The sequence below is a fragment of the Pseudarthrobacter sp. NPDC059871 genome (assembly GCF_042731175.1).
Taxonomy (GTDB): domain Bacteria; phylum Actinomycetota; class Actinomycetes; order Actinomycetales; family Micrococcaceae; genus Arthrobacter.
In genome coordinates, this window is the sequence record NZ_JBHWJV010000004.1 from 295,803 (window position 1) to 311,125 (window position 15,323).

Below are 15,323 nucleotides of genomic sequence, written 5' to 3' on the forward strand. Positions count from 1 at the left end.
ATGGCCAACAATGGTCGCCGATCGGTTAAAGCGAAGAAGGGCCCAACCATCGGGACCGGTGGCCATGGCCGCAAGGCCCTGGAAGGCAAGGGACCCACGCCCAAGGCGGAGGACCGTCCGTACCACAAAGCACACAAGTCCAAGCAACTCGCTGAGCGCTCGGCCGCCAAGCGCAACCCCGGTGCCCGCAGCGCCGGCGCCGGCAAATCCGGCCCCAAGGGCCGCGCCACCGAGGAAGTCGTCACCGGACGCAACTCGGTAGTGGAAGCCCTCCGCGCCGGCATCCCCGCGAAGGCACTGCATGTCGCCATCCGGATCGAGATGGATGACCGCGTCAAGGAGTCCCTCAAGCTGGCGGCCGAACGCGGCATCCCGCTGCTGGAAACCGGCAAGCCTGAACTGGACCGGATGACCGACGACGCCGTCCACCAGGGCCTCGTCCTGCAGATCCCGCCCTACGATTACGCCGACGCCTATGAGCTCGCCGAAGAAACCGTGGAGAAGTGGAAGAAGGGGCACGTCAGCAACGCGCCCCTGTTCGTTGCTTTGGACGGCATTACCGATCCCCGCAACCTCGGCGCCATCATCCGCTCCGTCTCTGCCTTCAGCGGCCACGGCGTGATTGTTCCGGAGCGCCGCTCAGTTGGCGTTACCGCCTCGGCGTGGAAGACGAGCGCCGGCGCGGCGGTCCGCGTGCCGGTGGCACGGGCGTCAAACCTCAACAGCGCCCTTAAGCAGTTCAAGACCATGGGCATCTTCGTCCTGGGCCTGGACGGCGACGGCGACGTGTCGCTGCCGGACCTGAGCCTCGCCACCGAACCGGTGTGCATCGTAGTGGGATCCGAAGGGAAGGGCCTGAGCCGGCTGGTCCGCGAAAACTGCGACCAGATCGTCTCCATCCCCATCGACTCGGCCATGGAATCGCTCAACGCGTCCATGGCGGTAGGCATCACGCTGTACGAAGTCTCCCGCCAGCGCGCAGCCAAGTAGCCAGTCCGGGGGGCCCGCCGGACGGGGTCCTCCCGGCCGGGTCCCGTCCGGGGCCCGGCCCGGGCGTCATGTGTGACGCTGGCGCAGGCCAGTAGCTGCCGGCGGCTACTATTTAGCTAATGGTCATGCCGCTCTTCGACACCGCCTCCACCATGGACGCCTCAACGGCCGTTCCCCTCGGTGTCAGTGTCCCGCGCGCCGATTCAGACGGCTCCGGCCCGGATGACAGGGCCCGGGCCAACGTTGCCTGCTATGCCCCCGGTGTGCCCAGCCTGGAAATCGTGTACCAGCCCCCGGGCGTTGAATGGCGCGTCCAGCCGCTGCCGAACGTTACCGACGGCGTCCACCACGGCATCGTCGCGGACCTGCCTCCGGGCTCCCGCTATGGCTTCCGCCCTGCCTCCGGCGAACAGTCGCTGCCCGTGGCCGTGCCGGCCAACGGCCTGGACCAGGACGGCAGCCGCCCGCTGCTCGATCCGTATGGCCGGGCCGTGGATCTGCGGGACGGCCTCCTCACCAGCGCCCGCACATCCGGCGACTTTGACTGGGGAACGGACAGCCGCCTGAGGCTGCCGTGGCGGAACACCATCATCTATGAGGCACACGTCCGCGGACAGACCATGCTCCACCCCGATGTCCCCGAAGAACTCCGTGGGACCTACGCGGGGATGGCGCACCCGGCAGTCCTTGAGCACCTTAAAGGACTGGGCATCACGTCAGTGCAGCTGCTGCCGGTCCATTTCCACCTGGACGAACCGCACCTGCAGGACCTGGGCCTGACGAATTACTGGGGCTACAACACGGCGGCCTTCTTCGCCCTGCATCCCGGCTATGCCACGCGAGTGGCCCAGGATGCCGGTCCGCAGGCAGTCCAGAACGAGTTCAAGGCAATGGTCAAGGCCTTCCACGGGGCAGGACTGGAAGTCATCCTGGATGTGGTCTACAACCACACCGCGGAGGGCGGCGCGGACGGGCAGACCATCAGCTTCCGCGGGCTGGGGGAGAACCGCTACTACCGGACGGACGGCCACGGGAAGTACCTGGACACCACCGGGTGCGGAAACAGCCTCAACTTCGCCGAACCCCGCGTAGTCCAGCTGGTCCTCGACTCGCTGCGGTACTGGGTGGACGAATTCCACATTGATGGGTTCCGCTTCGACCTGGCGGTGACCCTGTGCCGGAACGGCGACAACGAATTCGACCCCCGGCACCCTTTCCTGGTGGCCGTCGCCGCTGACCCTGTCCTGTCCGACACCAAGCTCATCGCCGAACCGTGGGACATTGGCTACGGCGGGTGGCAGACGGGCCGCTTCCCTATGGGCTGGGTTGACTGGAACGACCATTTCCGGGATTCCGTCCGGTCCTTCTGGCTCGCCGACCGGGCAGCACTGGAGTCCGGTGGACAGGGCGGCTCGGTGGCAAAACTGGCCGACGCGCTGTCCGGTTCCGCTGCGCTGTTTGAAGGCTCGGGCCGGTCCCGCCTCGCTTCAGTGAACTACGTGACCGCCCACGACGGCTTCACGCTGAACGACCTTGTGTCCTACGACAGGAAACACAACGAAGCCAACGGCGAACAGAACCGCGACGGGCACGGCGACAACCGAAGCTACAACCATGGTGTGGAGGGGCCCACCGAGGACGGTGAGATCCTGGCCCGGCGGGCCCAGTCGCGCCGGAATATGATGGCGTCGCTGATGATCTCCCTTGGCGTTCCCATGATTACCGCCGGCGACGAACTGGCACGCACCCAACAGGGGAACAACAACGCCTACTGCCAGGACAACGCCCTGACCTGGGTGGACTGGACGCGCACCCCGGAATCGCATGAGATGCTCCGGAGCACCAAGCGGTACATCCGGCTCCGCAAGGAGTTCCTGGCCGCGCAGCCGCACCACTTCCCGGTCCGGGACGAGCAGGCCTACCTGTACTGGTACGACCACAACGGCCAGCCGATGTCCATGGAACGCTGGAACGATCCGCAGCACCGCGTGATGCAGCTGCTCCTCGGCTCCGACGACGGTGAGCTGGCTGGCTTGGTTGTGGTGAACGGAACGGGCTCGGATGTCACCATCACCCTTCCGCCGCTGGCCGCGGAAGGCACGGGCCCCCGCATGTTCGAACTGCGGCTCACCACCTCCCCGCTGCACGAGCTGCGGCAGGGCGGCCTGGTGGCTTCGGGTGAAAAGGACCTGGTGGAGGCCAACTCCATCAGTATTTACCGCAACGCCTAGCCCGGGATAACCGACCATGCGCAACCGCAAGATCCTGCCCCTGCTGCTTGCTGCCCTCGTGGTGGTGGCAGTGCTTGTCTTCGGCGGCCAGGGCGTCCTGGGCCAATTAACGGAGGGTACGACGACGGCGCCCGCCACCGGCGCGGCGACGGCACCAGGGTCCGCGTCCCCTGCGCCGTCCCGGCCGGCACCGTCGCGCCCGGCCCAGGCGGCACCGGCGCCTGCCCAAAAGAATCCCTCCGCCCTGCCGGCCATCAGGGAATCCCAGCTCCCGGCCGAAGGCCGCCGGATCCTGGCACTGATCCGCGCAGGCGGCCCTTACCGCTACAGCCAGGATGACCAGGCCTTCGGCAACTTCGAGGGGATCCTGCCCCGCCGGGACCGCGGTTACTACCGGGAATACACTGTGCCCACTCCGGGGGAGCCAGATCGCGGCGCCCGCAGGATCGTTGCCGGCGCGGACGGCGAAAAGTACTACACCGGCGACCACTACGAATCGTTCTCGTTCATTACGGAAGGCAGCTAGCAGCACCATGAAGATCTACTCCGGCGACACCTGGACCCTTGAGGAACTGCAGGAACAGGTGGCGGACGCCGGCCGCCGCAGCCTGGTCATCCCCCCGGCGGACAGCAAACGCGCGGTGCTGGAAACCTTCGGCGAGGTCCTGAGCTTCCCGGAACACTACGGGGTCAACCTCGACGCGCTGAACGATTCCCTGCATGACTTCGCGGACAGCATTGCGGACAACGGCAACCCGCCCGTCACTGTCCTCTGGCAGGTGGCGGCACCGTTCCGCTCCGACAGGTCGTTCGGCATTCTCTGCGAAATCCTGCAGGACGCCGAACGGTATGCCGGCAAGGACCTGGCGGTCACCGCCGTTCTCCTCTGAGCATCAAAAAAGGAGGGAAGCCCATGGGCTTCCCTCCTGTTTTGATGCTCAGCCGGCCTCGATGGCCTGAACGCTACGCGTTCACGATCAGCCCCAGTTCGGCCTTGGACGCGAGTCCGTCATGCCTCGGCAGCACACGGACGGTGTAGCCGAACGGCCCGGACCTGTCGATCACCAGGGAACCGCTGAAGAGGTGGCGGCCATTGCCGAGGTCTTCCTTCACCTGCAGCTCCATGATGGTGATGTCCGTCAGGGTGTCGCTTTCCTCAGCCCTGCCGTAAGCCACCTCCACGCAGACATCCTCGGGGGTCAGGCCGCTGAGGGCCACGTACGCGTTGACCTGCAGGGTGTCGCCGATCTGCGGATCCTCGGAGACGCCCACCGAGTCCACATGCTCCACATGGACCTGCGGCCAGGCCGAGCGCACCTTCGCGGTCCACGATGCCAGCGACCGGGCCTGGGCGTAACCGGTGGCACTGGCGCTGCGGCCGGCCTCAGCCGCGGGGCGGTAGAGGATGTTGACGTAGTCGCGGAGCATGCGCTCAGCCGAAACAGCCGGGCCCAGGTGGGACAGGGTGTGCTTGATCATGGACACCCAGTGCGTGGGCACCCGCTCGGCCGCCGACGTCGACGGTCCCGCAGCCCCGGCTGCCGCCGATACCGTGCTGCCGTAGAACCTCGGCGCCACCTGGCTTTCGAGCAGCTCGTACAGGGCAGCTGCCTCGATGTCGTCGCGCTCTTCGGGGGATGCACCGTTGTTGGCCGTCGGAATGGCCCAGCCGTTCTCGCCGTCGTACATCTCGTCCCACCAGCCGTCCAGGACGGACAGGTTCAGCGAGCCGTTAAGGGCGGCCTTCATGCCTGACGTGCCGCAGGCCTCGAGGGGCCGGAGCGGGTTGTTCAGCCAGACGTCGCAGCCGGGGAACAGGGTCCGCGCCATGGCGATGTCGTAGTTCGGCAGGAATGCGATCCGGTGGCGGACCTCGGGATCGTCAGTGAACCGGACCAGGTCCTGGATCATCTTCTTGCCGGCGTCATCGGCCGGGTGGGACTTGCCGGCAATGACCAGCTGGATGGGGTGGTCCTTGTGCAGCAGCAGCGCCTTCAGCCGCTCCGGTTCGCGCAGCATCAGCGTCAGGCGCTTGTACGTGGGAACGCGGCGGGCAAAGCCGATGGTGAGTACGTCCGGGTCCAGGACGTGTTCGGTCCAGCCCAGTTCGGCATCGGCGGCGCCACGCTTCTTCCATGCGGCGCGCAGGCGGCGGCGGACGTCGTCCACCAGGGCCGAACGCAGCTCACGCCGGAGCGCCCAGACGTCGGCGTCGCTGACGTTGTACGCCAGGTCCCAGCGGCCGTTGGCCTCCGCTTCGCTGCCGAACTGGTCCCGGGCCAGCTGGGAGATCCGGCTGTCTACCCAGGTGGGCACGTGCACGCCGTTGGTCACCGAGGTGATGGGCACCTCGGAGTGGTCGAAGCCCGGCCACAGTGCCGAGAACATTCCGCGGGACACCTCGCCGTGGAGCTTGGCCACACCGTTGGCCCGCTGTGCCAGGCGCAGGCCCATCACGGCCATGTTGAAGACGGACGGGTTGCCGTCCGCGTAGTTCTCGCGGCCCAGCTCGAGGATACGGTCCACCGGCACGTCGGGCGCCAGCCCGGCCTGGAAGAAGTGGCTGATCTGGGCAATTTCGAACCTGTCGATGCCTGCCGGCACCGGGGTGTGGGTGGTGAAGACGGTGGAGGCACGTCCCGCCGTGAGGGCTTCATCAAAGGTCAGTGCCTGCTCACCGGACATGAGCTCCTGGATACGTTCGATGCCCAGGAAGCCCGCGTGGCCTTCGTTGGTGTGGAACACCTCCGGAGCCGCCGTGCCGGTCAGCTTCTGGAACGCCCGCAGCGCCTTCACGCCGCCCATGCCCAGCAGCAGTTCCTGCTGGAGCCGGTGGTCACCGCCGCCGCCGTAGAGCCGGTCGGTGATGCTGCGGGCGGCGTCGTCATTGCCCGGGACGTTGGAGTCGAGGAGCAGGAGGGGGACGCGTCCGACGTCGGCGCGCCAGATGTGTGCCAGCAGGCGCCGGCCGTTGGGGAGCGGCAAGGAGACCTGGACGGGCTTGCCGTTGCCGTCCGGGGAGGGCTCGCGGAGCAGTGTGAGGGGCAGGCCGTCAGGATCCAGTACGGGGTAGGTTTCCTGCTGCCACGCATCCCGGGAAAGGGACTGCTTGAAGTAGCCGGCCTGGTACAGCAGGCCCACGCCGATCAGCGGAACGCCAAGGTCCGAGGCCGCCTTCAGGTGGTCGCCGGCCAGGATGCCGAGGCCGCCGGAGTACTGGGGCAGGACTTCGGTGATGCCGAACTCAGGCGAAAAATAGGCGATGGAGGCAGGAGCGTCCGGTCCGAGGCCCTGGTACCACCGGGGCTCTTCAAGGTAGCGGTTGAGGTCCGCCTCGGCCGCCCGCACCCTTTCCACCACTGCCTGGTTGGCAGCCAGTTGCTGGAACTCCTCGCGGCTGACCATGCCCAGGAAGCCCACCGGGTCTTGGCCGCTTTCCTGCCACAGCCCGGGGTTAAGGCCCGCGAAAAGTTCGCGGGTGGGGCGGTGCCAGGACCAGCGCAAATTGCTGGCCAACCTGGCCAGGGGCCGGATGGGTTCTGGGAGGACTGTACGGACCGTAAACCTGCGGATTGCCTTCACCTGCGTCACACTAACGGACAACCCCCGCGGCTGTAACCAGCTTTGGGTTTCTTTTGCGTAAATGACAGGGGACGCGAAGGAAATGAAGCGCGGCGCAACAAAATACAGTGCGCAGGCTTAGCAATCTTCGGCATTTCTCGCTAACGTCGAGCCTGTGACGACTAACCCAGTAACCAGTGCCGCATCAAAGAAAATGCCCAAGGGACGGATCACCGACGGACTGCGGTTCGGACGTTTTCCGATCACTGCCGTTCAGCCGGTCGTCGAAGGCGGGAAGTTTCCCGCCAAGGCGCTGCCCGGCGAAGGAATCGTCGTAGGTGCCACCTCGTTCCGTGAAGGCCATGACCAGCTTGGCGTCAGCGCCGTGCTGCTGGATCCCTCCGGCGCCGAGCGCCAGCGCGTTCGGCTGGCGCCCCCACGCGGGGAACGGGGCATGGGAACCGATCGCTGGGAAGGCATCCTCACGCCGTCGGAGCCGGGTAACTGGTCATTCGTTATTGAGTCGTGGCATGACCGCTACGGCACCTGGCACCACAACGCTGAAGTAAAGATCGCTGCCGGCATCGACGTCGAGCTCATGCTCGCCGAAGGTGCCGCTCTGCTGCGGGAAGCGTCCGCCGAGGACTTCCGGAGCGAATGGGACAGCGGCGTCTTGCGCGACGCCGCCGCCAAACTGGCTGACCAGTCCCTCAGCACCGAGGAACGCCTCGGCGCCGGGTTCGGCCACGATGTTGCCGGGGTTGTGGCGCACCAGCCCATCCGGGAACTGGTCACCGTTTCCGAAGAGCACCCCCTCCTGGTGGAGCGTGACCGCGCCGGCCGCGGCTCCTGGTACGAGTTCTTCCCGCGGTCCGAGGGCGCCGTCAAGGACCACAACACCGGTGCCTGGACGTCCGGCAATTTCCGCACCGCCGCCCGCCGGCTCGACGCCGTGGCCGGCATGGGTTTCGACGTCATCTACATGCCGCCCATTCACCCGATCGGCGTGCAGCACCGGAAGGGCCCCAACAACACCCTTGTGGCCGGCCCGCACGATCCCGGCTCCCCGTGGGCCATCGGCGCCGCCGAGGGTGGACACGACGCCATCCATCCGGACCTCGGCTCCTTCGAGGACTTCGACGCCTTCGTGGCCCGGGCCAATGAGCTGGGCCTGGAAGTGGCGCTGGACCTGGCGCTGCAGGCAGCACCGGACCACCCCTGGGTGGCGGAGCACCCTGAATGGTTCACCACCCGCGTTGACGGCAGCATTGCCTATGCCGAGAATCCGCCCAAAAAGTACCAGGACATTTACCCGCTTAATTTCGATAATGACCCCGAGGGGCTTTCCAACGAAATTCTGCGGATTGTGTTGTTGTGGGTCAGCCACGGGGTAAAGATTTTCCGCGTCGATAACCCGCACACCAAACCCGTGTGGTTCTGGGAATGGCTCATTGCCGAAGTTAACAAAACGGTTCCCGGCGTGGTGTTCCTGGCTGAGGCCTTCACCCGCCCCGCGATGATGCACGCGCTGGGCAGGGCAGGCTTCCAGCAGTCCTACACGTACTTCACGTGGCGCAACACCAAGAAGGAAATCGAAGAGTACTTCCACGAGGTCAGCCACGAGTCCCCGGCGTACTTCCGGCCCAATTTCTTCGTCAACACCCCGGACATCCTCACCGAGTACCTCCAGTACGGTGGCCCGGCGGCCTTCAAAATCAAGGCTGTCCTCGCTTCGACGGCCAGCCCGCTGTGGGGCGTGTACGCCGGCTACGAACTGTACGAACATGTGGCCCGCCCCGGCGCGGAGGAGTACATCGACAACGAGAAGTTCGAGTACAAGGCCCGCGACTGGGACGCTGCCGCCGAGTCCGGCCGGACCCTGGCACCGTTCATCACGCGGCTGAACCACCTCCGCCGCGACCATCCGGCACTCCAGGACCTGCAGAACCTCACGGTCCACCAGAGCACCGACGACTCAACAGTGGTCTACTCCAAGCACAAGACGCTGGCAGACGGTTCCAAGGACACCCTCGTCGTGGTGGTCAACGTGGACCCGCATGTCACCAAGGAATGCAGCGTTGCCCTGGACCTGGCGGCCCTGGAACTGGACCCGCAGGACATCACTCCGGGCGGCGGCTTCTACGTTGACGACCTCATCTCCGGCGAAAGCTGGGAATGGGGCGAGTTCAACTACGTCCGCCTTGACCCGCACGTGGAGCCGGCACACATCCTGAGCGTCAGGAGAATGCCTCGGTGAGTTTCAATCCGCAAAGTTCCGGCCAGCACTTCACGCCCAAAAGCACGTTTGAGCTGAATGCTCCGGGCCTCCAGCATGATCCGCTGTGGTACCGGAAAGCCGTCTTCTATGAGGTGCTGGTACGGGCCTTTGCGGATGCCAACGGTGACGGGTCCGGCGATTTCTCGGGCCTCATCGACAGGCTCGACTATCTTCAATGGCTGGGCGTGGATTGCCTGTGGCTGCCGCCGTTCTTCCAGTCACCCCTGCGGGACGGCGGCTACGACATCTCGGACTACAACTCTGTCCTGGACGAGTTCGGGACCATCAGCGACTTCAAGCGGCTGGTGGCAGAGGCGCATGCCAGGGGAGTGCGGGTGATCATCGACCTGCCGCTGAACCACACCTCGGACCAGCACCCCTGGTTCCAGGAATCCCGCAAGGACCCCGACGGTCCGTACGGCGATTTTTACGTGTGGAGCGACACCGACGAAAAGTACCAGGACGCCCGCATCATCTTCGTCGACACCGAGGAATCGAACTGGACGTTCGATCCCATCCGCCGGCAGTTCTTTTGGCACCGGTTCTTCAGCCACCAGCCTGACCTGAACTTCGAAAATCCCAAGGTCATTGAGGCGCTCTTCGACGTTGTGCGGTTCTGGTTGGACCAGGGCATCGACGGGTTCCGCGCTGATGCCATCCCTTACCTGTTCGAAGAGGAAGGGACCAACTGCGAGAACCTTCCGGCTACCCATGATTTCCTGCGGAAACTGCGCGCCATGGTGGACGAAAGCTACCCGGGCCGCGTCATCATCGCCGAGGCCAACCAGCCGCCCAATGAGGTAGTGGAGTATTTCGGGACGGAGGAGGACCCGGAGTGCCACATGGCGTTCCACTTCCCCATCATGCCGCGGCTCTACTATGCGCTCCGGGACCAGAAGGCCGCGCCCATCATCGAGACCATGCGCGACACTCCGGACATCCCGGAAGGAGCCCAGTGGGGCACCTTCCTGCGCAACCACGATGAACTGACGCTTGAAATGGTCACCGCTGACGAACGCGCTGCGATGCTGGGCTGGTATGCACCGGACCCGCGCATGCGCGCGAACATCGGTATCCGCCGCAGGCTGGCCCCCTTGCTGGACAACTCACGGGCCGAGATTGAGCTGATCAACGCCCTGCTGCTGTCCCTGCCGGGCAGCCCGTTCCTCTACTACGGGGACGAGATCGGCATGGGTGACAACATCTGGCTCGAGGACCGTGACGCCGTCCGCACACCGATGCAGTGGAACCCCGACCGCAACGCGGGCTTCTCGCACGCCGACCCGGGAAAGCTCTACCTGCCGCCCATCCAGTCTCTGGTCTACAACTACAGCATGGCCAACGTGGAGGCCGAGGCCGCGCACTCCGGATCGCTGCTTCGCTGGACCCGCCAGATTCTCAGTGTCCGCAGGAACCACCCCGCTTTCGGCCTCGGTGCCTTCAAGCACGTCGAAGCCGACCACGACGCCGTCCTGGCCTACCTCAGGGAACTACCGGCGGGTAATTCCGCAGGATTGAACGGCGAAACGGTCCTCTGCGCCTTCAACCTCTCGCAGCATCCCGTGGCCGCCACGCTGCGGGTGCCCGAATACGCCGGCCGGGGACTGCGTGATGTCTTCGGCGGCCAGGTCTTCCCGGGGATTAACGACGACGGGACACTGACGCTGACCCTCGGCAGCCACGATTTCTTCTGGCTCCGGCTCCGGTCGGCGACGTCCAATCCGTCGTCGCCCTTTACGCAGGCACTGCCCATCCTGTCGATAGAAAATTGATATGAACCAGCCAATACTTACTCCCGCCCTGACCACGCTCCTCAAGGAATGGCTTCCGAAGCAGCGATGGTTCCCCGTCAACAGCCCCGACTTCGAGATGTCGCAGGCAGGCAGCCTGGGAATCGAGGACCCTTCGGGGCATGCGGGGCTTGCGGTGTTCCTGCTGAAGATCACCACCGGCGCGTCCGACGGCGGCGGCCGCACCTTGGTGGTGCAGGTTCCGTTGAGCTTCCGGGCGGCACCGGCAGCCGGCATGGAACGCGCGTTGGTAGGACAGGCTGCCGGAACGGACCCGTCCAGGACCTGGGTTTACGACGCCCTCCACGATCCCGACTTCATCGGCGGCTGGCTTGAACTTATCCGGCACGAAGCCACGGCACGCACCGGGTTGGCTACGGGGTTCAAGGCATCCGGAAACTACCGGCTCCCCACCGCCCACGGAGTGGTCAAGGTGCTGTCCGGCGAGCAGTCAAACACCTCGGTGATTGTGGACGACGGCGAGTCCGCGGCCATAGTGAAGTTCTTCCGGACACTGTCCGCCGGAACCAACCCCGAAGTTGAAGTGGGCGCTGCCCTCACCGCCGCCGGCACTTCGGAGGTCCCCGCCACACTGGGCTGGGTCCGGGGAGAATGGCTGGAGACCGGCCCCACGGCAGGCGGGACCGCGACGGGCACCCGCCCGGTGCAGGGCGAGCTTGCAGTGGCGCACGAATTCCTCGCCGGCGGACTGGATGCCTGGCGGCTCGCCGTGGATGCAGCACGCGCAGGCAGGGACTTCACGTCCGAGGCACGCGCACTTGGCGCCGCCACCGCCACCGTCCACCGCCGGCTCGCCGAAACGCTCGGCCGCTCCGAAGCTGCCAGGTCCGGCCAGGACATCGCGGCAGGAGTAGCCCGGCGTATCCGCACGGCCTGGGCCGAGGCCGGTCCCGCCGTCGGCCCCTACGACGAAGCACTGGGTGCCCTCCTTGACGGGCTCGACGGCGCCAGCGCGGGTCCGCTGCAGCGGATCCACGGTGACCTGCACCTGGGCCAGATCCTGCAGGTGCCCGCGGCAGGCCGAACGGACGCGCTCACCGCCACTGAAGTGGAGCCCCGCTGGGCCATCCTCGATTTCGAGGGCGAACCACTGCGACCCATCGACGAGCGGAACGGCCCCGACGTGCCCTTGCGGGATGTCGCCGGCATGCTGCGCTCCTTCGACTACGCGGCCGGAGCCGCCCAGCGCGAGCAGGAAGGCGCCCACGTACCGGCGTCCTGGGTTGACGACTGCGCCGACGCGTTCCTCGGAGGCTACGCGAGTGTCACTCCCGGCACCGTGGACCGGACCTCGCCGCTGTTTGTGGCATTGTGGCTGGACAAGGCGCTGTACGAAGTTGTTTATGAAATGCGTAACAGGCCCGATTGGCTGGCGATTCCAGTAACCGCCTCCAGACGGCTCCTGGGCGGTAACGGCGCCGGCGACACCGCCGGCGCAGCATCGGAAGGTAACGAAATGACAGGCACAGCACGAACAGGACGGCCGGGGGCTCCGCTCCCGGTGGACGACGGCACCCTGGGCAAGATTGCCAACGGTGAACACCACGCGCCGCACTCCGTACTGGGGGCGCACCTGGATGACTACGGTCATGTCACCGTCCGCACGGTCAAGCACCTGGCGGAAGCCGTCAGCGTCATCACCGCTGCAGGGGAAGTGCCGATGCAGCACGAGGCCCATGGGGCCTGGGTTGCTGTGCTTGAACCGAGCGAGCACGGGCACGTCCCGGACTACCGCCTGTCCGTCACGTACCCCGGGGCTGACCCCGTCACGGTGGACGAGCCGTACCGGTACCTGCCGACAGTCGGTGAGGTGGACCTTCACCTCATCGGGGAAGGCCGCCACGAAAAGCTCTGGCAGGTCCTGGGTGCACACGTCCAGCATTACAAGTCCTCGCTGGGGGATGTGGACGGCGTTTCCTTCGCCGTGTGGGCCCCCAATGCCCAGGCCGTCCGCGTAAAGGGCGACTTCAATGGCTGGGACGGACGCGAACATTCGCTCCGCTCACTGGGCTCCTCCGGTGTCTGGGAACTCTTCATCCCTGGGGTTGTAGCAGGGGCGTGCTACAAGTTCGAGATCCGCACCAAGGGTGGCTACTGGGTGGAAAAAGCGGACCCGATGGCTTTCGGAACCGAGGTCCCGCCGCTCACGGCATCCCGTGTGGTGGAACCGTCCTACGCATTCAAGGACGACGAGTGGATGCAGGCCCGCGCCGAGCGTGATCCGCATAACTCGGCCATGAGCGTCTACGAGGTACACCTCGGCTCCTGGCGCCTGGGGCTTGGATACCGCGAGCTGGCCAAGGAGCTCGTGGACTACGTCAAGTGGCTGGGCTTCACGCACGTGGAGTTCATGCCGGTTGCCGAGCACCCCTTCGGCGGTTCCTGGGGCTACCAGGTCACCTCCTACTTTGCCCCCACCTCCCGGTTCGGCCACCCTGACGAGTTCCGCTACCTGGTGGACGCCCTGCACCAGGCCGGCATTGGTGTCTTGTTGGACTGGGTCCCTGCCCACTTCCCCAAGGATTCATGGGCGCTGGCGCAGTTCGACGGCCAGCCCCTGTACGAGCACGCCGACCCCACCCTGGGCGAACACCCCGACTGGGGAACGCTCATCTTCGACTTCGGCCGTACCGAGGTGCGCAACTTCCTGGTGGCGAACGCACTGTACTGGCTGGACGAGTTCCACATCGACGGCCTGCGGGTGGATGCCGTGGCGTCCATGCTCTACCTGGACTACTCCCGTGAGGAGGGGCAATGGCGGCCCAACCGGTTCGGCGGCCGGGAGAACCTCGAAGCGATCTCCTTCCTCCAGGAAGTCAATGCCACGGTCTACAAGACCCACCCCGGTGCTGTCATGATCGCAGAGGAGTCCACGGCGTTCCCCGGCGTGACCGCACCCACCAGCCACGGCGGACTGGGATTCGGCCTGAAATGGAACATGGGCTGGATGCACGATTCCCTGAAGTACGCCTCCGAGGACCCGGTCAACCGCAAATGGCACCACGGCGGCCTGACGTTCTCCCTGGTTTACGCATTCACGGAAAACTTCCTGCTGCCCATTAGCCACGACGAAGTTGTGCACGGCAAGGGCTCGATGCTTCGCAAGATGCCGGGGGACCGTTGGCAGCAACTGGCGAACCTCCGCGCTTTCCTCGCGTACCAGTGGGCCCACCCGGGTAAGCAGCTCATCTTCATGGGGACCGAGTTTGGCCAGGAAGCGGAGTGGTCGGAGCAGCACGGGCTGGACTGGTGGCTTGCCGAGATCCCCGCCCATAAGGGGATCCAGTTGCTGACCAAGGACCTGAACGAGCTCTACACGTCCACGCCATCCCTGTACGCCCGCGACAACGAACCGGCCGGGTTCCAGTGGATCAACGGTGGGGACGCTGACAGGAACGTTCTCTCCTTCATCCGCCGTGATGCGGACGGCAACCCCGTGGTTTGTGCCATCAACTTCTCCGGCGCGCCGCACGCCGGCTACACCTTGGGTGTTCCCCAAGCAGGTGCCTGGCGCGAAGTGCTCAACACGGACCACACCACGTACGGTGGCTCCGGCGTCCTGAATACCGGAGAGCTGAAGGCCACGGATGAAGGACAGGATGGGCAGCCGGCAACGCTGACCGTCACCCTTCCTCCGTTGGGTGCATCCTTCTTCACTCCAGGAGCGGCGGCCGCTCCGTAAACGGTTCGGCCGAACACCCGCTGCTGTCCAGGCACACGGCAGGAGGCCCGGAATCCCCGAGATTCCGGGCCTCCTGCCGTATGCAGGCGGCGTGAAGGGGAGCCCAACGGAGGCCGGGTTGGCCTTCACGCCAAGGGGGTGGTAGAGTTTATTTCCGCGCTGCTCCACGGAGTCAGACGGAAAACCGACCACCAAGCCTCACAGCGATAAAGGTCGGGAACACCGGTTTGACAAGTACGAAGCAGCCGGGTAAGTTTGGAAAGTTGCTCCGGAGCGATCCTGAACGGGTTTTTTGTTTGGGTGGTGCCGGGTGTGTCTGTTGTTTGAGAACTCAATAGTGTGCCAAGTTTGTTGATACCAATTTTTTATGGATTGGTTGAATTGACTGGATTGTCCACCCCGTGGATGGTCTGGTTTTTACAGCTGGTTTCAAATTTTGTGCATCCATTTTGTCCCGTTATTTCCGGGGTTGGTGGGTGTGTCTGTTTTACTTCAACGGAGAGTTTGATCCTGGCTCAGGATGAACGCTGGCGGCGTGCTTAACACATGCAAGTCGAACGATGATGCCCACTTGTGGGTGGATTAGTGGCGAACGGGTGAGTAACACGTGAGTAACCTGCCCTTGACTCTGGGATAAGCCTGGGAAACTGGGTCTAATACCGGATATGACTGACTATCGCATGGTGGTTGGTGGAAAGCTTTTGCGGTTTTGGATGGACTCGCGGCCTATCAGCTTGTTGGTGGGGTAATGGCCTACCAAGGCGACGACG

The 15,323-nt window shown here is 65.2% G+C and carries 8 protein-coding genes and 1 rRNA gene; 8 read left to right on the plus strand and 1 reads right to left on the minus strand.

The genetic code is table 11. From position 1 onward, the window contains the following. The 4 genes from rlmB to ACFV4R_RS08220 all read left to right on the plus strand — a co-directional run bounded on the left by rlmB (position 1) and on the right by ACFV4R_RS08220 (position 4,111). The gene (gene rlmB, locus ACFV4R_RS08205; protein WP_377204277.1) at positions 1–990 is read left to right on the plus strand and encodes a 23S rRNA (guanosine(2251)-2'-O)-methyltransferase RlmB; all 990 of its coding nucleotides are present in this window, start codon (positions 1–3) and stop codon (positions 988–990) included. Positions 991–1,109: 119 nt separating this feature from the next. Then, positions 1,110–3,221 carry a glycogen debranching protein GlgX gene (glgX, locus tag ACFV4R_RS08210; protein ID WP_377204278.1) on the plus strand — a complete coding sequence of 704 codons (2,112 nt, stop codon included), beginning with the start codon at positions 1,110–1,112 and terminating at the stop codon, positions 3,219–3,221. A 16-nt stretch (positions 3,222–3,237) separates the two neighbouring features. Beyond that, positions 3,238–3,747 carry a ribonuclease domain-containing protein gene (locus ACFV4R_RS08215; RefSeq protein ID WP_377204279.1) on the plus strand — a complete coding sequence of 170 codons (510 nt, stop codon included), beginning with the start codon at positions 3,238–3,240 and terminating at the stop codon, positions 3,745–3,747. Positions 3,748–3,754: 7 nt separating this feature from the next. After that, on the plus strand, positions 3,755–4,111 hold the full coding sequence (locus tag ACFV4R_RS08220; protein WP_377204280.1) for a barstar family protein: 357 nt from the start codon (positions 3,755–3,757) through the stop codon (positions 4,109–4,111). A gap of 73 nt (positions 4,112–4,184) precedes the next feature. Here the strand turns inward: ACFV4R_RS08220 and glgP are convergent, their stop codons facing one another. Continuing rightward, positions 4,185–6,803 (minus strand): alpha-glucan family phosphorylase, encoded by a 2,619-nt coding sequence (glgP, locus tag ACFV4R_RS08225; RefSeq protein WP_377204281.1) that lies wholly within the window; start codon positions 6,801–6,803, stop codon positions 4,185–4,187. Between the two features lie 193 nt (positions 6,804–6,996). Here glgP and ACFV4R_RS08230 point away from each other — a divergent pair, with 193 nt between their 5' ends. The 4 genes from ACFV4R_RS08230 to ACFV4R_RS08245 all read left to right on the plus strand — a co-directional run. Continuing rightward, positions 6,997–9,039 (plus strand): alpha-1,4-glucan--maltose-1-phosphate maltosyltransferase, encoded by a 2,043-nt coding sequence (locus tag ACFV4R_RS08230; protein WP_377204286.1) that lies wholly within the window; start codon positions 6,997–6,999, stop codon positions 9,037–9,039. After that, positions 9,036–10,832, plus strand: a complete 1,797-nt coding sequence (gene treS, locus ACFV4R_RS08235; RefSeq protein WP_377204282.1) for a maltose alpha-D-glucosyltransferase — start codon at positions 9,036–9,038, stop codon at positions 10,830–10,832. Before ACFV4R_RS08230 ends, treS begins: the two co-directional genes overlap by 4 nt. A 1-nt stretch (position 10,833) precedes the next feature. After that, the gene (locus ACFV4R_RS08240) at positions 10,834–14,553 is read left to right on the plus strand and encodes a 1,4-alpha-glucan branching enzyme (protein ID WP_377204283.1); all 3,720 of its coding nucleotides are present in this window, start codon (positions 10,834–10,836) and stop codon (positions 14,551–14,553) included. 492 nt (positions 14,554–15,045) lie between these two features. Next, positions 15,046–15,323 (plus strand): 16S ribosomal RNA (locus ACFV4R_RS08245); the annotation flags it as partial.

Bases quoted from the DNA above. Each gene is read 5' to 3' on its own strand.
- ACFV4R_RS08230 (WP_377204286.1), top strand. From the start codon at position 6,997: ATGCCCAAGGGACGGATCACCGACGGACTGCGGTTCGGACGTTTTCCG.
- glgX (WP_377204278.1), top strand. From the start codon at position 1,110: ATGGTCATGCCGCTCTTCGACACCGCCTCCACCATGGACGCCTCAACG.
- ACFV4R_RS08240 (WP_377204283.1), top strand. From the start codon at position 10,834: ATGAACCAGCCAATACTTACTCCCGCCCTGACCACGCTCCTCAAGGAA.
- ACFV4R_RS08215 (WP_377204279.1), top strand. From the start codon at position 3,238: ATGCGCAACCGCAAGATCCTGCCCCTGCTGCTTGCTGCCCTCGTGGTG.
- ACFV4R_RS08220 (WP_377204280.1), top strand. From the start codon at position 3,755: ATGAAGATCTACTCCGGCGACACCTGGACCCTTGAGGAACTGCAGGAA.
- rlmB (WP_377204277.1), top strand. From the start codon at position 1: ATGGCCAACAATGGTCGCCGATCGGTTAAAGCGAAGAAGGGCCCAACC.